Here is a 16,833-nt window from a genome sequence, read left to right on the forward strand (position 1 = left end):
GCACCGGTGAACGACCGATACGACGGGTACGCGGCGGGCGGGGGCCAGGGCGACCAGTACGAGCTCGTGGGATACGACGAGTTCGGGCAGCCGGTCTACCGGCAGGTGCCCGGCCAGCCACCGCAGGTCCCCCCGCAGGGCTACGGCTCGTACGGTTCAGGGCAGCAGCAAGGCTATGGCTACGACCCCTACGCCACGGGACAGCAGCCACCCGTCCCTCCGTACGACCCGGGATCGACGGGCCGGCAGCAGCCCGTCCCTCCGTATGACCCGGGCTCGACGGGCCGGCAGCCGCCCGTCCCTCCGTACGACCCGGGCTCGACCGGCCAGCGGCCGCCCGTTTCCCCGTACGGCTCCTATGACCCCTACGGCGCCGCCGGCCCCGGGACCGCGGGCCCCTCTCCTGCCGCGTACGACCCCTACGGGCAGGCCGCCGGCACCGGCCCGCAGCCGCGCGTGGAGCCGCGGGGCGCGCGCACCGCCGAGCAGACCGCCTACATCCCGCAGCAGGGTCGGCCGACGCCGGAGTCCGGGCCGCGTGAGGACCGCGACTACCACACCGGGCAGTTCTCCTTCGTGGAAGAGCCGGACGAGGACTCCGAAGACGTCATCGACTGGCTGAAGTTCACCGAGAGCCGCACCGAGCGACGCGAGGAGGCCCGGCGCCGCGGACGCAACCGCATGGTCGCCCTGGTCGTGGTCCTCGCGCTGGTCGCGGTCGGAGGCGTGGGCTACCTGTGGTTCGCGGGCAAGCTGCCCGGCATGTCCGCCGACACCAAGGGCGGCGGCACGGCCGCGGCGGGCCCCCAGAACCGCGACGTGATCGTCGTCCATCTGCACAACACCAAGAAGGGCGGCACCTCCACGGCGCTGCTCGTCGACAACACCACGACCAAGCGGGGCACCACCGTCCTGCTGCCCAACTCCCTCGCCCTGACCGACGACGACGGCACCACCACCACGCTGGCGAAGTCGGTCGACGGCGACGGCTCGGACGGCACGCGCGAGTCCCTCGACAATCTGCTCGGCACGGAGATCCAGGGCACCTGGCGGCTGGACACCCCCTACCTCAACAACCTCGTCGAGCTTGTCGGCAACATCGACGTCGACACCAACACCGATGTCCCCGACCCGGACCCCAAGGCCAAGAAGGGCGCCTCGCCCCTCGTGAAGAAGGGCCAGGACCAGACGCTGAGCGGCCCGATGGCCGTCGCCTACGCCACCTACCGGGCCTCCGGCGAGTCCGAGAACGCGCAGCTGGAGCGGTTCGGACAGGTCATGCTGGGCGTGCTGCGCAAGATGTCGTCCGATCCCCAGGCGGCCACGACCACCGTGCAGTCACTCGCCCAGATCCTCGACCCGTCGCTGAACGACAAGGACCTCGGCGCCTTCCTCGCCAAGCTCTCCGACCTCGCCAAGGGCGGCGACTACAAAACCGAGATGCTGCCCGTGCAGCAGGACGGCACGGTGAGCGAGCAGGCCACCGACAGAGTGGTCAAGAACGTGCTCGGCGGCACCGTGAAGAGCCCCGAGAAGGGCGCGGCCGTCCGGGTCGGTGTCAAGAACGCCACCGGCAACAAGGGCGCCAAGGACCAGGCCCGGGTCGTCCTGCTCAACGGCGGCTACACCTTCGTCGACAGTGGTACGGGCTCCGTCGCCCAGGCCCTGTCGCAGGTCGTCTATGCGGACGCAGCCGACAAGGACGACGCCGTCGAGGTCGCCAAGACGCTGGGCCTGCCGACGAGCGCCGTGAAGAAGGGCAAGACCGCGTCGAACGCCGATGTGTCGGTGGTGCTGGGCCAGAACTACAAGGTCCAGTCGTCGACCGGCACCGGCTCCTCGAGCGGGACCAGCACGACGAGCGGGACGGGCTGACGAGCGGGGGGAGGGCTGACCTGCGGCAGGGGCTCACGAGCGGGCTGACCCGCGGGAAGGCTCACCTGGGGGCGGGCTGACCCGTGAAGGCTCGCCTGCGCGGGCGGGCCCGCCTGCGGGACCGGTGGCTCCGGCGGGTGATCAGGTAATCGTTTGGGGTGGTGTCGGCGGTCCGTGAGACCCTTGAGGTGCTGCCCTGTGCGAGGGGGCGGCCGGTCTGGCGACCGGCCGTGAGCCCCCGCGCGGTACGGCAGCCCCAGCACCGAACCCCCGACCGCCGACGGAAAGCCTTGTAGTGACCGCTACGGACCGCTCCCTGGAGCTCATCACCACCGCCGCCCAGGCGGCCGCCGACAAGCTCGCGCACGACGTCATCGCATACGACGTCAGCGACGTGCTGTCGATCACGGATGCCTTCCTGCTGGCCTCCGCGCCCAACGACCGCCAGGTCAAGTCGATCGTCGACGAGATCGAGGAGCGGCTGAACAAGGAGCTCGGCGCCAAGCCGGTGCGCCGCGAGGGCGACCGTGACGCACGCTGGATCCTGCTCGACTACGTCGACATCGTGGTGCACGTCCAGCACAGCGAGGAGCGCGTCTTCTACGCCCTCGAGCGGCTCTGGAAGGACTGCCCCGAGATCGCTTTGCCCGCCGACGCGCAGGCCACCCGCGGCAAGGCCCAGGCGCACGCCAAGCAGCTGGCCGCGGAGGAGGCCGCCGAGCTGCGGCAGCTGGGCGGTGAGCTGCGTTGAGCAGCGCCTCCGAGGGCGCCGGCGCGCCCGCTTCCGAGGGAGCCGACGTGCCGGGCGCCGCGGATGCGGACGCATGGGCGCGGACGGACGGTGACGGGGCAGGACAGGGCGCCGCACGGGGCGCCGAGCCCGAGCCGTCGCAGCAGGCGGGCCGTGGCCGCCGGGTCATCCTCTGGCGGCACGGCCAGACCTCCTGGAACCTCGAGCGCCGCTTCCAGGGCACCACGGACGTCGCCCTGACCGAGACGGGGCTCGGCCAGGCCCGCCGCGCCGCACGGCTGCTGGCCTCCCTGAAGCCGCACGCCATCGTCGCCTCCGACCTCAGCAGGGCGATCGACACGGCCCGCGAGCTGGCCGCGATCACCGGACTCGAGGTGACACAGGACGAGGGCCTGCGGGAGACCTACGCCGGCGCCTGGCAGGGCCTGACCCACGACGAGATCATCGCGCGGTACGGCGAGCAGTACGCCGCATGGAAGCGAGGTGAGCCGGTGCGCCGCGGCGGCGGCGAACTGGAGACCGAGGTCGCCGACCGCGCCGCCCCGGTCGTGCTGCGGCACGCCGACAAGCTGCCGCAGGACGGCACGCTGGTGGTGGTCAGCCACGGCGGCACGATCCGTACGACCATCGGGCGGCTGCTGGGCCTCGAGGCCCACCACTGGGAGGGGCTCGGCGGCCTCTCCAACTGCTGCTGGTCCGTGCTGGGCGAGGGCGCGCGCGGCTGGCGGCTGCTCGAGCACAACGCCGGCACGCTGCCGGAACCGGTCCTAGGCGACGACGACTGATCCCCGTCGTCGACCTCGACGTTCCTGTCGCTGATCTCGACGGCCGGCTCCGTCGGCCGCTCGGATCCCGTCTGCCGGTCCCGCGTCCGGTCCCGGTGCCTGACCGGGACCGGATTTCACTTTCCGGCAGGTCGCAAGCTAAAGTTCTTCTTGTTCGCCCCGCCGAGCGGGAGAGAACACAAGGGGCTATAGCTCAGTTGGTAGAGCGCCTGCATGGCATGCAGGAGGTCAGGAGTTCAATTCTCCTTAGCTCCACGGATCGACACTCTGTTGAGTTGTCAAAGATCGGTGATCAGGAATCCCGTCCCCTCAGGGGGCGGGATTTTCTGTGCTCCACATGCGCATGATCTCCGCGGCCGCCTCGTCCGATGGCGGCCACAACCGCTGCCTCCGCTCCCTCAGCAGTGCGACCTTCTCGCGCGACTCCTCGTCCTCCGGCGAGTAGGCCACGATGCGGCACTCCGGCATCCCGTCGATCGACAGCGACTGCGAGGTCGTCTTCAGCTCGCCCACCGCCTCGTGGCGGAACGTCTTCACCCGCGGCCCCGGCGGTATGACCTCACCGCTCGCCCACAGTTCCGCGAAGTACGGGCTGGCGGCCGACAGCGCCCGTATGAACTGCTCCCAGGCCGGCTCGCCGACATGTCTGCCGTACGAGGACCGCAGGGTCGCCACCATCACCGGCAGCTCGCGCTCCCGGTGCACCACCGGGCAGGCCTCGTCGGAGACCGTGAACAACGTCCACAGCACGTTCGGCACACGGATCCTGAGCGTCTCCGGCACCACGAACAGGTCGCGGTAGGCGGGGTTGGTGGCGAGGATGTCGTACCGCGAGTTGTAGACCACCGCCGGATGCGGGTCGAGCGCGTCGATGATGCCCTGCACCCCAGGCCCGACCTGCTGCGCCAACTGCTCCGGGGCGGGCTCGAAGGGCACCTCCGCCAGGCGGTACAGATGCTCCCGCTCCGGCGGGTCGAGCCGCAGCGTGCGCGCCACGGCGTCCAGGACCTGCGCGGAGGCGTTGATCGGCCTGCCCTGTTCGAGCCAGGTGTACCAGGTGACGCCCACGCCCGAGAGCTGGGCGACCTCCTCCCGGCGCAGCCCCGGCGTGCGGCGCCGCAGGCCGGGCGGCATGCCCACGTCGGCCGGTGTCACCCGGGCGCGCCTGCTGCGCAGAAAGGCGGCCAGCTCAGGCCGGCGGCGCTGTGTCGTCCCCATCGTCACGTCCCCCATCGTCGACGCCCGACTTGTCCCCTGCCAGGTGCTGTGGGTACCAGCATCAGCGGGCACTCGGCACCCGTACCGAAGCGTGGCCACGCTCGACGGCATGACGACGACACCTCAGACGGGCCCGGGTCCAGCACCCGTTCCAAGTCCTGCAGTCAGTAAAGCCCCCGGCACTGACAATCGGCCCCGGCCGCTGCTCGCGGTCGTGCTCGCGGCCCAGTTCATGGCGCTGCTCGACGTGTTCATCGTGAACGTCGCAGCCCCCACGATCGGCACCGAACTCCATGCGTCGGGTGCCGACTTACAGCTGGTCATCGCCGGATACGCCATCACGTACTCCGTGCTGCTGATCACCGGTGCGCGCCTCGGTGACCGGCTCGGCCACGGCCGGGTCCATCTCGCCGGACTCGCCCTCTTCACGGCCGCGTCGCTCGCCTGCGGTCTGGCGCAGGGCTCCACCGAACTCATCGTGTTCAGGCTGGTGCAGGGCGCCGGTTCGGCCGTGATGATCCCGCAGGTGCTCAGCCTGATCCAGCGCACCTTCACCGGCGAGGCCCGGGCGAAGGCGCTCGGCGTGTACGCGGCGGTCATCGCGACCGGCGCCGCGGCCGGGCAGGTGCTCGGCGGAATCCTGGTCAGCGCCGACCTGTTCGGCACCGGATGGCGGCCGGTGTTCCTCGTCAACGTGCCCGTGGGCGTCGTACTGCTGGCCATCGGCAGGCGCGTACTGCCGCGGGACGACGCGGAGGTGCGGGAGCGGGCACGCGGTCTCGACCTGCCCGGCCTGGTGCTGCTCGGCGCCGCCGTGTCGCTGTTCACGGTGCCGCTGGTGCTCGGGCAGGAGGAGGACTGGCCGCTGTGGTCCTGGCTGTCGCTGGCCGCGGCTGCCGTCCTGTTCGGACTGTTCTGCGCGTACGAGTCGCGGCTCGCCCGGCGCGGCGGCGCCCCGCTGATCGCGCCCCGCGTGCTGCGCCGCCCCGGCATGGGCCTCGCCGTCTTCCGCATCATCGCGGTCATGGCTGTCAACGGCGGTTTCCTGTTCGCGCTCACGCTGCACGTCCAGGGCGGCCTCGGCTACAGCGCGCTGCGGGCGGGCCTCACCTTCGCGCCGACCGCGGTCGTCTTCGGCGTGGTCGGTCTGACCTGGCGCAGCTGGCCCGTGTCCTGGCAGCGTCGGCTGGCCCCGGCCGGGTTCGTGCTCACCGCGCTGTCCGTGGCAGTCGTGGGCCTGGTCCTGAAGGGCGGTGACGAGGGCGGCGCACTGCTGTACGTCGCGTACGCCTGCATGGGCGTCGGGCTGGCGCTCGGCTTCAGCCCGACGCTCACGGGAGCGCTGGCCAGGGTCCGTCCCGAGGACGCGGCGGACGCCAGCGGCCTGCTCGCGACGGTCACACAGCTCGGTCAGCTGATCGGCGTCGCGGCGTTCGGCACACTGTTCCTGAACCGGCTTGAGTCACGCGGCGCCCTCAGCGCGTATACGTCTGCGGAGGCGCTTCTGGCGTGCACGTACGCGCTGGCCGCGACGGCCGCGGTGGGTGCCGTGTCCGGACTGGTACTGAGGCGTCGCTGACCGTATTGCTCCAGCCGTGGCAGAATCGGACGGCCGGAAGGGAGCTGCGACCTTCGCCGAGCGTGGCCCGACTGAAGGGAGAGCGCGATGCCTGCGAGCATCCTCGAGGAGGACGGCCTCCTCGATGTGGCTGACCTGACCAACAGAGCCACACTCCTCAGGGCGGAAACCACCTCTCCCGCGAACGAAGGCGCCCCCTCCGGCGGTGACGGCGCTCCCCTCGCGGCCTGCGCAACCCGCCTCAACTGCCCGTCCTGTGGCTCCGCCCACGTCGCCCAGGTTCTCGGCGACAACGGCGGAGTCTCCTTCGTGTGCACGGCCTGCGGCCACAGCTGGAGCTGATCGATGGGTGCACACAGGCGGAAGTGCGACTGGTGCGGCAGCGGTACGCCGATCGTCCGCGACATGGAGCCGGTCAACCCGGACTACCAGTACTGGTGTGAGGAATGCGCGCGGGCGCTGATCATAAAAGGCGACCCGATCGAGACCTACCGCGAGCTCGAGGGCGAGCCCATCTACGGGCGGCTCCTCGACGAACACTGCACACTCAAGCGGTTCTACTCGTTCGCCACCGCGTGACCTTCAGCGCGGTGAGCGCCAGAAAGGCACAGGCGGCTGCCACGTAGAGCGCGGACAGCGCCAACTGTCCGCCGCTCTGGTGCAGTTCGGGCCTCCCGCTGCCGTGCGGCACCCACCACAGGGCGTACGAACAGAAGACCAGACCCAGGACGGCGGCCGCGGCCCGGCATGCCCGGCCGCCGTGACCCCGGCCTGCCGCCTCGCTGCCGAGCAGCACCACCATGGGCACGCACCACACCCAATGGTGCGACCACGAGATGGGGCTGATCAGCAGACCCGTGGCCGCGCAGGCGGACGCGGCCCAGGCACGTTCGCAGCGCAGCGCCGCGGCCACGGCGACCGCCAGACCCGCCGCCGCGGCGACCACGGCGACCGCAGGCCACCAGCCGCCGGGATCCGCGGTGTGTAGAAGCCGGGCCAGCACGCCGCGCAGCGACTGATTGGCGGTGTCCTCGGTGCGCCCGACACGGCCCGTCTCGAAGACCATCCGTGTCCAGAAACGGCGTGAGTCGTACGGCAGGACGGCCGCCGCGAGCAGTGTCGCGCCGGCGAACGAGGCGGCCGCCACGCACGCGTGCCGCAACCATGGCCACGCCGCGCCATGCCGTACCGCTGCCACGCTGCCCGTCAGCAGCAGAAAGACGATGAAGAGCGCGGGTGTGAGTTTGATCGCAGCCGCGATGCCGATGCCCGCACCGGCCCAGCGACGATGGTCCCTCCGCGACAGATCCCACAGCACCAGTACGGCCAGCAGCAGGTTGACCTGCCCGTACCGCAGCGTCGTCCACACCGGCTCGCACCAGACCGCGAGCGCGGCGATCCACCAGGCGACGGCCACGCGCGTGTGCCCGACGAGCCGCAGAGTGAGCCAGACGAACGTGACCAGAAGCCCGAGGTTCCCGGCAGTTGCCAGCAGGCGCATGCTCGCCGTGTCCAGAAGCGTCAACGTCGTGAACAACAGAGCTGCGAACGGCGGGTACGTGGTGGGCAGACGGGCGTCGGTGGCGCGCAGCGCGTAGAGGTCCTCGCCGGCGCGTACCGCCTCGCCCTCGGCCCGGTAGACCATCAGATCGATCATCGAGACGTCGGCGACGCGCTGCGCGACGCAGAAGGCCGTGAAGGAGACCAGGCAGGCCCCGACGGCCACGGGCACACGCAGGCGGGTGCGGGGGAACGCGATCACGGTCACGAAGGCCGACAGTACCGGCCTTATCGGTACATCCAGGAAACGATTTGGTGATGCACCGGGATGACCGTGTAATGTTGGCGGAGCCGCCGGGGAAACCGGGCGGAACATTACAAGGGGCTATAGCTCAGTTGGTAGAGCGCCTGCATGGCATGCAGGAGGTCAGGAGTTCAATTCTCCTTAGCTCCACGAGTGCGAGGGCGACCTGCGTCCGCGGAAATCGCGGATAGGGTCGCCCTCGTCGTTTTTGCGCGGCTGCGCCGCGCGTTGCGGGGGCTTTGCCACCCGCACCCCTTTGGGCAGTCGGGGTTGCCGGAAGCGGGGACCAAGTGGCGCAAGGGCCGCAGGACATGAAAGGCGCGCCACCGAATCGGGTGACGCGCCTTCGTTGTGGGCCTTTGACCGGCGTCAACCCCGTCCGCTGCCGAGCGCCCGGCGGCCCCCGCCCGGGGGCAGGACCGGCAGGTTGGAGCGCTTCGGAGCAGGCGGCTGCTCCTGTTCGATCCGCAGCGCGAGCGCGGGGCAGCGGCGCACGGCCCGCATGGCGCGTGCCGCCGAGTACTGCGGCACCGACGCCTCCGCGAGGGACGGAAAGCCGTCAGGACCCAGCTGGATCAGTTCCGGGACGATGTCCGCGCACAGGCCGTGGCCCTGGCACAGCGTCCAGTCGACGGCGAGCCGCTGCCCGGTCGGCGCGTCGCCGGCTCCGCCTCCGGCGCCTCCGCCAGCGGCGCCCTCCTGCTGGAGCGGCAGGACACCCGCGACAGGTCTGCCGCAGCCGCTGCCCAGGACATGTGCCGCGAGATCGTCCGTGAAGGCCGAGATGGTGGAGTCCAGGAAGGCGGCCGAGCCGTCGGGATGCTTGCACGCACCGCGCCGCTTCACGGCCTTGGTGACCTGGCGCAGGGCCTCCAGAGCGGCCGGGCCGCCGCCGTTCAGGATGTCCGCGAGCCCCCGGGCCGCCGCGGGGAGGCCGAGGTAGCAGGGGCCGCACTGTCCGGCGCTCTCCGCGGCTAGCCAGTTCGCCACCCGAAGCGACTCGCCTAGCGGGCAGGTTTCCGGGCCGATCGGCAGGATGGCGCCCGCGCCGAGGGCACCCCCGAGAGCGTCCAGCGACGCACGCGAGACGACCGCATCGTGCACGGCGGCCCCGTCCAGCCACTTGCCGTGGTAGCCGCCGGTGAGCACGCCCTGCGGCAGCGGAGGCGCGCCGGCCAGTTGCAGTACGTACCGCAGGGGCACCCCGGTGGGGACCTCCACGACCATGGGGCGGGCGACCGCGCCGGAGATGGTCAGCATCACCGTGCCCGGCTCGTCGTAGAGGCCGGTGTTGCGGTAGCGGTCGGCGCCGATCCGCGCGGCGACCGCCAGCTGGGCGAACGTCTCGGCGTTCGACAGCAGTGTGGGCGCGCCGCCGACGCCGCTGTCGGAGGCGCGCACTTTGCGCCCGGGCGGCAGCGGCGGGCCGCCGTCCGCCGAGCGGATCAGCGCCGAGGACTCGCCGGTCACCATGCGCACCGGATTACGCTGCACGCGCGCGCGTAGGGGCGCTCCGCGCCGGTTGGTGAGGCCGCGCTCGGTGAGGGCGGCCTGCATCGACGCCTCGGTGGAGGCGCGGGTCACACCGACGACCAGCGTGCGGGCGCCCAGTGCCTCGGCGACCAGCAGGGCGCCGTCCAGGATCAGGTGCGGGGCACGGTTGATCAGCACCGTGTCCTTGCGGCAGGCTGGCTCGTCCTCGCTGCCGTTCACGACCACCACGGGACGTACGCCTCGGCGGATCGCCGACTCGGCGACCGCCCGCAGCTTCTTGGCGAAGGGGAAGCCCGCTCCGCCGCGGCCCTTCAGGGAGATCTGCTCCGCGAGCGAGGCGAGCTGCTCACCGCCCACCGGCTCGAGCGGGCCGTGCACCTTCAAGTGCATGGCGAGGTCCAGGCGTTCGACGAGATCGAAGCCGGAGGTGAGCTGGGGGAGCCCGACGACACGGACCTCGGGGACGTCGGGCAGAGCGGCGTTCACTTCATGCCTCCGGTGGGGGCGTTCCAGGGCTCGCCGGAGCTGGGCGCCTGAAAGGTGCCGGGGAGGGGCTCGGTGGCGGGGCGGCTGTCGTACGCGGGATCGGCAGCAGCCGTGTACGGGGTGCCGTTGTGGGGGGTGTCGTACGTGGGGTCGTAGGCGCCGGTGGAGGGCCATTCGTACGGGTCGTACGAGTCGTCGGTCCTCCCGTGGGAGAGGTCCGTGCCGTACGAGGTGCCGGACGGGCGGTAGGGGTCGGACGGACGGTAGGGGGCGGACGGTCTGTACGTGTCCGACGAGCCGAAGGCGGACGGGGGAGCCTCGCCGGGCGGCGGCGGGGACGGAGCCGGCCAGCGGTTCGTCGTCGAGGTCGTTCCGGTGTCGTCGAGGCGTGGGAGGGTCTCGGTCGGACGGCGGTCCAGGGGCAGGTCGAAGCGCTCGGTCGCGTCGTGCCGCAGGCCGTCCCGCGCGCGGGGGCTCGATGAGACCGCCCGGTAGGCGGCCGAGATTCCGGCGCCCGCGCTGTGCGAGCGCGGCCGCGGCGGGGCTTCGTAGAGCGGCGGGGAGGGGGGTGTCATGCCGCGCAGAGGCGTGTTCGAGGGGGACCGAAAAGCGCTCTCGGGGCGAGACAGAGTGGTCGTGCCGCCGAGTGTGGAGTCGCCCAGGGGCCTGCCATCCAGGGTCGTGCCTCGTGTCGGACCACCCGGTGCCGTGTCGCTCAGCGAGCTGCCGGGCAGATCGGTGCCGGGCAGCGGGGCGTCCGCCGTGTCCCGGCGCGCCCGCGACTCACGGGGACCCCTGTCGTCCGGCTGCAGCACCGCCAGGATCCGGGCGGCGACCTGGCGCTTGACCGGGAGGGGCGCGGCACGCAGTGCGATGGCGCCCATGACCGCCGCCAGGGCCAGGCAGTACATCATCGTCACCCAGGTGGCGGCGGGACGGCCCGCGTACAGCCCGTGGACCAGCGCCGAGCACCAGGCGGGATAGGCCAGCATGTGGACCGCGCGCCAGCGGGCGGCCACCTGGACCGGCGATGCGAAGGCGCTCCGCAGAGCTCCCGTCAGCCCTGTCGCCACCATGAGCAGGGCGGCGAGTGAGCCGAAGCCGATGAGGCCCTGCGTACCGGTGAAGCCCAGTCCGAACGGGATCAGCGCGGCCAGCAGCGTGGTGTGGTCCAGAGCGAGCTTGACGGTGATGTGCAGCAGCAGAAAGGCCAGCGCGGCGACCGCGGTCGCGCGGTGCACGGCCTGGGCGAGCAGCCGCTGGCGGGAGTTGAGGAACAGCCGGTCCGTGGCGACCAGGCCCCAGAGCACGGAGCTGGTCAGGGAGACGAGTGACAGGACGCCCGCGCCGAAGTTGAGGAAGTCGCGGAAGCCGTCACCTCCAACGAACACGAGCACGGGTATGAGCAGCAGCGTCATCGCCGCCACCCCGCCCCGGGCCGTGGGGCTCGGAAGCGGAAGAGAACGGATCTTGCGACGAGGGTTCATGGGCGGCGACTCCGAAAGGTTCGGCAAAGCGTTCCCACAGCCGCATGCTAGGTGTCAGCAAACCGTTGGGTACGTGGTTTGAGTTATTGCGTTGTTATCAAAGGGCAACCCGGGATTTCTGCTGCCCCGATAGCAGTACGCGGGGTGAAGCCCGCCCCTTCAACGGTGTGAGGCACGCCACGCGCGCGTGGCCGACGGTTCCACGCCCGGGCGGAAGCTCGTCGCGGGGCGCGCGAGGGCTGCGGTACCCTGACGCCATGCGTGCCGTACGCCTTCTGCTTAGCGGGCCGCGCTGATCAGTGCCGACGGATGAATAGTCCCGTCGGAATCGGCGCGGCGTCCCCTCCTGTGCGAGGGGCTTTTTCGTTTCCGAACCGGTTGCGAACGGCTTCCGGACCGCTGGCAGAGACGATCGATGGAGCTTTGAGGATCATGAGCGAGACGAATTCCTCCCCCGCTGCCGAAGGCGTGGGAGGGGCCACGGCCGAGGTGGCCGCGCCGCACCGCTACACGGCCGCCATGGCCGCCGAGATCGAGGCACGCTGGCAGGACTTCTGGGAGGCCGACGGGACGTACGAGGCCCCCAACCCCACGGGTGACCTGGCGGGCGACCCCGCACTGGCGGCCAGGCCGAAGAAGTTCATCATGGACATGTTCCCGTACCCGTCCGGTGCGGGGCTGCACGTCGGCCACCCTCTGGGGTACATCGCTACGGATGTCTTCGCCCGCTTCCAGCGCATGACGGGCCACAACGTCCTGCACACCCTGGGCTTCGACGCCTTCGGCCTGCCCGCCGAGCAGTACGCCGTGCAGACGGGCACGCACCCGCGGGTGTCCACCGAGGCCAACATCGAGAACATGACGGCGCAGCTGCGCCGCCTGGGCCTGGGCCACGACAAGCGCCGGTCGTTCGCCACGATCGACCCGGACTACTACAAGTGGACCCAGTGGATCTTCCTGCAGATCTTCAACTCCTGGTATGACGAGGAGGCGGACAAGGCCCGCCCCATCGAGCAGCTGGTCGCCCAGTTCGAGAGCGGTGAACGTGCCGTTCCGGGCACCACGCGCGCGTGGAACGAGCTGACCGCCGCCGAGCGCGCGGACGTCCTGAGCGAGTTCCGCCTGGCGTACGCCTCGGACGCGCCCGTCAACTGGTGCCCGGGCCTGGGCACCGTGCTGGCCAACGAGGAAGTCACCGCCGACGGGCGCTCCGAGCGCGGCAACTACCCCGTCTTCAAGGCCAAGCTGCGCCAGTGGAACATGCGCATCACGGCCTACGCCGACCGGCTGCTTGACGACCTGGAAGCGCTGGACTGGCCCGAGGCCATCAAGCTGCAGCAGCGCAACTGGATCGGGCGGTCCGAGGGCGCCCGCGTCGACTTCCCCATCGACGGCGAGCGCATCACGGTCTTCACGACGCGCCCGGACACCCTGTTCGGCGCGACCTACATGGTGCTGGCCCCCGAGCATCCGCTGGTCGAGAAGTTCACCCCGGCCGCCTGGCCGGAGGGCACCCACGACGTGTGGACCGGCGGCCACGCGACCCCGGCCGAGGCCGTCGCCGCCTACCGTGCGCAGGCCGCCTCGAAGTCCGACGTCGAGCGGCAGGCCGAGGCCAAGGACAAGACCGGCGTCTTCATCGGCGCGTACGCGACCAACCCGGTCAACGGCGACCAGGTCCCGGTCTTCATCGCCGACTACGTCCTGATGGGCTACGGCACCGGCGCGATCATGGCCGTCCCGGCCGGCGACCAGCGCGACTTCGAGTTCGCGCGCGCCTTCGAGCTGCCGATCCACTGCATCGTCGAGCCGACCGACGGCCGCGGCACCGACACGTCGACGTGGGAGGACGCCTTCGCCTCGTACGACGCGAAGATCGTCAACTCCTCCAACGACGACATCTCGCTGGACGGCCTGGGCGTCGTCGAGGCCAAGGCGCGCATCACCGAGTGGCTGGAGCGCAAGGGCATCGGCCAGGGCACCGTCAACTTCCGGCTGCGCGACTGGCTGTTCAGCCGCCAGCGTTACTGGGGCGAGCCGTTCCCCATCGTCTACGACGAGGACGGCGTCGCCCACGCGTTGCCTGAGTCGATGCTGCCGCTGGAGCTGCCGGAGGTCGAGGACTACTCGCCGCGCACCTTCGACCCGGACGACGCCGACACCCAGCCCGAGACCCCGCTGTCGCGCAACGAGGAGTGGGTCAACGTCACGCTGGACCTGGGCGACGGACCGAAGAAGTACCGCCGCGAGACCAACACCATGCCCAACTGGGCCGGTTCGTGCTGGTACGAGCTGCGCTATCTGGACCCGCACAACAGCGAGAAGCTGGTCGACCCGGAGATCGAGCAGTACTGGATGGGTCCGCGTGAGGGCCAGCCGCACGGCGGCGTCGACCTGTACGTCGGCGGTGCGGAGCACGCCGTACTGCACCTGCTGTACGCACGTTTCTGGTCGAAGGTCCTGTTCGATCTGGGGCATGTGTCCTCGGCGGAGCCGTTCCACAAGCTGTTCAACCAGGGCATGATCCAGGCCTACGTCTACCGGGACAGCCGCGGCATCGCGGTGCCGGCCGCCGAGGTGGAGGAGCGCGACGGCGCGTACTACTACCAGGGCGAGAAGGTCTCCCGGCTGCTGGGCAAGATGGGCAAGTCCCTGAAGAACGCGGTCACTCCGGACGAGATCTGCGCCGAGTACGGCGCGGACACGCTGCGTCTGTACGAGATGGCGATGGGCCCCCTGGACGTGTCGCGGCCGTGGGACACGCGCGCGGTGGTGGGCCAGTTCCGGCTGCTGCAGCGGCTGTGGCGCAACGTCGTCGACGAGACGACGGGAGACGTCACCGTCGTCGACGTGGCGGAGTCCGACATCGACGAGGACACGCTGCGCGCCCTGCACAAGGCGATCGACGGCGTGCGCCAGGACCTGGAGGGCATGCGCTTCAACACCGCCATCGCCAAGGTCACCGAGCTGAACAACCACCTGACCAAGGCGGGGGGCCCGGTGCCGCGGTCGGTCGCCGAGCGCCTGGTGCTGCTGGTCGCGCCGCTGGCCCCGCACGTCGCCGAGGAGCTGTGGCGCAGGCTGGGCCACGCCGACTCGGTCGTCCACGAGGACTTCCCGGTCGCCGACCCGGTGTACGTCGTGGACGAGACCGTGACCTGCGTCGTGCAGGTCAAGGGCAAGGTCAAGGCCCGCCTGGACGTCTCCCCGTCGATCTCCGACGAGGAGCTCGAGAAGGTGGCCCTGGGTGACGAGAAGGTCGTGGCGGCGCTGGGCGGTGCGGGCATCCGCAAGGTGATCGTGCGGGCGCCGAAGCTGGTCAACATCGTTCCGGCGTGACGCTGCGTAAACGCGGGCTGCGGATCGGGGTGGCTGCACATCGTCCCTGCGTGAGCGGGTCGGGGTAGTCCCCTACGGGCAGGTTGGGGGTTCCACAGGAACCCTCGGCCTGCCTCTTCCGTTTACCGTGGGAGAACCGGCACAGGTCCTGGGAGGAGCGTCATGGAAGCCGTGATCGCAGTCGTGGCGCTGATCTTCGTGCTGTTCCTGGTGGTGGCCGGGTACGCCACGGTGAAGGTCGTCGGCGCCGCGAAGCGCGGCGTGGACCGCACGATCACCCAGGCCCGCCGCACGGTGGAGGACACCACGCTGCGTGCGAGGACGCTGGCACAGCCCGGCGCGGTGGGTGAGCTGGCCCAGCTCCGGCTGGACCTGCGCACCTCGATGCGGGCCACCCAGGACGCGCTGCACGCGGCCGTGGCCGAGGACGCCTCGCTCAAGGAGTCCCTCGGCCTCTTCGAGCGGCTCAGCGTCCATGGCCACGAGCTGGACGACGAGCTCAAGCGGCTGGAGAGCGAGCCGGACAAAGCCCGCCTCTCCGAGCGGCTGCCCGCGCTGCGGGAGCGTACGGAGCGCATCACCAAGTCGGCGGACGCGCTGCGCTGGGCTGCGCGGGACCGTGCGCGCCGCTTCGCGGACGACGACCTGGAGTCGCTGAGCGCCCAGATCGACGTGGAGGCGGGCGCTCTGCGGCACTGGACGACGGAGCCGGAGCAGCCGCGGCATGCGGGGGCGTCGCCGGGGCCGGCGTCGCGTACGGCCGCCTCGTGGCCGGAGGCCCCGGGGCCGGAACGGGCAGCCTCCGAACAGACCTGGCCGGACTCGTCGGCGGCGGCGGACCAGGAGCCGACGCGGCCCGCGATCACACCTCCAGGCCCGCGGTTCACGTACTCGTGGCAGAAGAAGGCCCGTCCCGAGAACACGACTTGATGCGGGCGGACGGCTGGTGTCTCATGCGGTGGGGTCCTGTTCCGCTGCGGCCGGTGAGTGAATCCGTATGCCGCCGTGGCTCGTTCCGCGTGTGCCGTCGCGGCGATCGGGCAGAAGGCCCGAGGCCGGTCCTGCAGCATGCCGGTGGGTGATCCGGCCGCAAGGCCCGTGGGGCCGGGCTGCCGCCCGGGCGCCCCGACAGGTAATCTCCAGCTCATGTCCCGCCATGTCGCCATCGTCACGGATTCCACGGCCTACCTGCCGCAGCCGACGATGGAGCGCCACGGCATCACAGCGGTTCCTGTGACGGTGGTTCTGGGAGACCAGGCGCTTGACGAGGGCACCGAGATCTCGGCACGTTCCCTGGCCCAGGCGCTGCAGGAGCGGCGGCCCGTGACCACTTCCCGGCCCAGCCCGGAGGTCTTCGCCGAGACGTATCGCAAGGTCGCTGAGGCTGGGGCCACGGGGATCGTCTCACTGCATCTGTCCTCTGAGCTGTCGGGGACTTACGACGCCGCCGTGCTCGCCGCGGTGGGAGCGTCTGTGCCCGTGCGCGTCGTGGACACGGGCATGGTCGCCATGGCCCTCGGCTTCTGCGCCCTGTCGGCGGCCGAAACCGCGGCGGCCGGCGGCACGGTCGACGAGGCGGTCGCGGCCGCCGAGAAGCGGGCCAAGGGCACGTACGCGTACTTCTACGTCGACACGCTCGACTATCTGCGCCGCGGCGGACGGATCGGTGCCGCACAGGCGCTTCTCGGATCGGCTCTCGCCGTGAAGCCGCTGCTGAAGCTCGACGGCGGCCGCATCGAGCTCCTGGAGAAGGTGCGGACCGCGTCCAAGGCGATCGCCCGGCTCGAGGAGGTCGTGGCCGAGCGAGCCGGAACGGGCCGCGTCGACATCGCCGTCCACCATCTGGCGGCGCCGGAACGGGCATCGGCGCTCGCGGAGAGGCTGCGGCAGCGGGTGCCCGGGGTAGCCGACCTGCATGTGAGCGAGGTGGGTGCGGTGATCGGGGCCCATACGGGACCTGGGCTGCTGGGGGTTGTCGTTTCGCCTCGGTGAGGGGTGGGACGTGGAGAATGGGC

13 protein-coding genes and 2 tRNA genes are annotated in these 16,833 nt (G+C 71.1%); 11 read left to right on the forward strand and 4 right to left on the reverse strand.

Features of this window, described 5'->3' with window-relative positions:
* The first annotated feature begins 6 nt into the window (after positions 1–6).
* From ABT009_RS27710 to ABT009_RS27725, 4 genes are all read left to right on the forward strand, one after another.
* Positions 7–1,875, forward strand: a complete 1,869-nt coding sequence (locus tag ABT009_RS27710) for an LCP family protein (RefSeq protein WP_351300471.1) — start codon at positions 7–9, stop codon at positions 1,873–1,875.
* A gap of 295 nt (positions 1,876–2,170) precedes the next feature.
* Positions 2,171–2,626 carry a ribosome silencing factor gene (rsfS, locus tag ABT009_RS27715; RefSeq protein WP_181660141.1) on the forward strand — a complete coding sequence of 152 codons (456 nt, stop codon included), beginning with the start codon at positions 2,171–2,173 and terminating at the stop codon, positions 2,624–2,626.
* Between the two features lie 167 nt (positions 2,627–2,793).
* Positions 2,794–3,411: a histidine phosphatase family protein gene (locus ABT009_RS27720; protein WP_351300773.1), complete on the forward strand. Its 618-nt coding sequence runs from the start codon at positions 2,794–2,796 to the stop codon at positions 3,409–3,411.
* Positions 3,412–3,593: 182 nt separating this feature from the next.
* A tRNA-Ala gene (locus ABT009_RS27725) sits at positions 3,594–3,666 on the forward strand.
* A gap of 54 nt (positions 3,667–3,720) precedes the next feature.
* On the opposite strand, the gene ABT009_RS27730 is transcribed toward ABT009_RS27725, so the two are convergent.
* On the reverse strand, positions 3,721–4,644 hold the full coding sequence (locus ABT009_RS27730) for a helix-turn-helix transcriptional regulator (protein ID WP_502989968.1): 924 nt from the start codon (positions 4,642–4,644) through the stop codon (positions 3,721–3,723).
* A gap of 199 nt (positions 4,645–4,843) precedes the next feature.
* On the opposite strand from ABT009_RS27730, the gene ABT009_RS27735 reads away from it, so the two are divergent.
* The 3 genes from ABT009_RS27735 (at position 4,844) to ABT009_RS27745 (ending at position 6,787) form a co-directional block, all read left to right on the forward strand.
* Complete coding sequence (locus ABT009_RS27735; protein ID WP_351300474.1) at positions 4,844–6,208, forward strand: MFS transporter; 1,365 nt, start codon at positions 4,844–4,846, stop codon at positions 6,206–6,208.
* Between the two features lie 87 nt (positions 6,209–6,295).
* Entirely contained in the window at positions 6,296–6,550 is a 255-nt protein-coding gene (locus tag ABT009_RS27740) for a hypothetical protein (protein ID WP_351300812.1), read from the forward strand.
* Between the two features lie 3 nt (positions 6,551–6,553).
* The gene (locus ABT009_RS27745) at positions 6,554–6,787 is read left to right on the forward strand and encodes a hypothetical protein (protein WP_016643127.1); all 234 of its coding nucleotides are present in this window, start codon (positions 6,554–6,556) and stop codon (positions 6,785–6,787) included.
* On the opposite strand, the gene ABT009_RS27750 is transcribed toward ABT009_RS27745, so the two are convergent.
* On the reverse strand, positions 6,756–7,976 hold the full coding sequence (locus tag ABT009_RS27750; RefSeq protein ID WP_351300476.1) for a glycosyltransferase 87 family protein: 1,221 nt from the start codon (positions 7,974–7,976) through the stop codon (positions 6,756–6,758). The genes ABT009_RS27745 and ABT009_RS27750 overlap by 32 nt on opposite strands.
* Before the next feature lie 113 nt (positions 7,977–8,089).
* Between ABT009_RS27750 and ABT009_RS27755 the strand changes: the two genes are divergently transcribed.
* Positions 8,090–8,162, forward strand: a tRNA-Ala gene (locus ABT009_RS27755).
* Positions 8,163–8,381: 219 nt separating this feature from the next.
* Here the strand turns inward: ABT009_RS27755 and ABT009_RS27760 are convergent.
* Both ABT009_RS27760 and ABT009_RS27765 read right to left on the reverse strand, forming a co-directional pair.
* Positions 8,382–9,992 carry an NADH-ubiquinone oxidoreductase-F iron-sulfur binding region domain-containing protein gene (locus tag ABT009_RS27760; RefSeq protein WP_351300478.1) on the reverse strand — a complete coding sequence of 537 codons (1,611 nt, stop codon included), beginning with the start codon at positions 9,990–9,992 and terminating at the stop codon, positions 8,382–8,384.
* Positions 9,989–11,479: a ferric reductase-like transmembrane domain-containing protein gene (locus ABT009_RS27765; protein WP_502989969.1), complete on the reverse strand. Its 1,491-nt coding sequence runs from the start codon at positions 11,477–11,479 to the stop codon at positions 9,989–9,991. The genes ABT009_RS27760 and ABT009_RS27765 overlap by 4 nt, the downstream gene beginning before the upstream one ends.
* 432 nt (positions 11,480–11,911) lie before the next feature.
* Between ABT009_RS27765 and leuS the strand changes: the two genes are divergently transcribed.
* From leuS to ABT009_RS27780, 3 genes are all read left to right on the forward strand, one after another.
* Entirely contained in the window at positions 11,912–14,818 is a 2,907-nt protein-coding gene (gene leuS, locus ABT009_RS27770; protein ID WP_351300483.1) for a leucine--tRNA ligase, read from the forward strand.
* Positions 14,819–14,980: 162 nt separating this feature from the next.
* Entirely contained in the window at positions 14,981–15,748 is a 768-nt protein-coding gene (locus tag ABT009_RS27775; protein ID WP_351300486.1) for a hypothetical protein, read from the forward strand.
* A gap of 216 nt (positions 15,749–15,964) precedes the next feature.
* Entirely contained in the window at positions 15,965–16,810 is an 846-nt protein-coding gene (locus ABT009_RS27780; RefSeq protein WP_351300489.1) for a DegV family protein, read from the forward strand.
* Positions 16,811–16,833 lie beyond the last annotated feature (23 nt).

This window comes from Streptomyces sp. NPDC002896, assembly GCF_040295225.1.
Lineage (GTDB): Bacteria > Actinomycetota > Actinomycetes > Streptomycetales > Streptomycetaceae > Streptomyces.

What these genes read in the sequence shown, in the direction of transcription:
- ABT009_RS27730 (WP_502989968.1), bottom strand. Translation starts at nt 4,644, where the DNA reads ATGGGGGACGTGACGATGGGGACGACACAGCGCCGCCGGCCTGAGCTG.
- ABT009_RS27740 (WP_351300812.1), top strand. Translation starts at nt 6,296, where the DNA reads ATGCCTGCGAGCATCCTCGAGGAGGACGGCCTCCTCGATGTGGCTGAC.
- ABT009_RS27745 (WP_016643127.1), top strand. Translation starts at nt 6,554, where the DNA reads ATGGGTGCACACAGGCGGAAGTGCGACTGGTGCGGCAGCGGTACGCCG.
- ABT009_RS27765 (WP_502989969.1), bottom strand. Translation starts at nt 11,479, where the DNA reads ATGAACCCTCGTCGCAAGATCCGTTCTCTTCCGCTTCCGAGCCCCACG.
- leuS (WP_351300483.1), top strand. Translation starts at nt 11,912, where the DNA reads ATGAGCGAGACGAATTCCTCCCCCGCTGCCGAAGGCGTGGGAGGGGCC.
- ABT009_RS27775 (WP_351300486.1), top strand. Translation starts at nt 14,981, where the DNA reads ATGGAAGCCGTGATCGCAGTCGTGGCGCTGATCTTCGTGCTGTTCCTG.
- ABT009_RS27780 (WP_351300489.1), top strand. Translation starts at nt 15,965, where the DNA reads ATGTCCCGCCATGTCGCCATCGTCACGGATTCCACGGCCTACCTGCCG.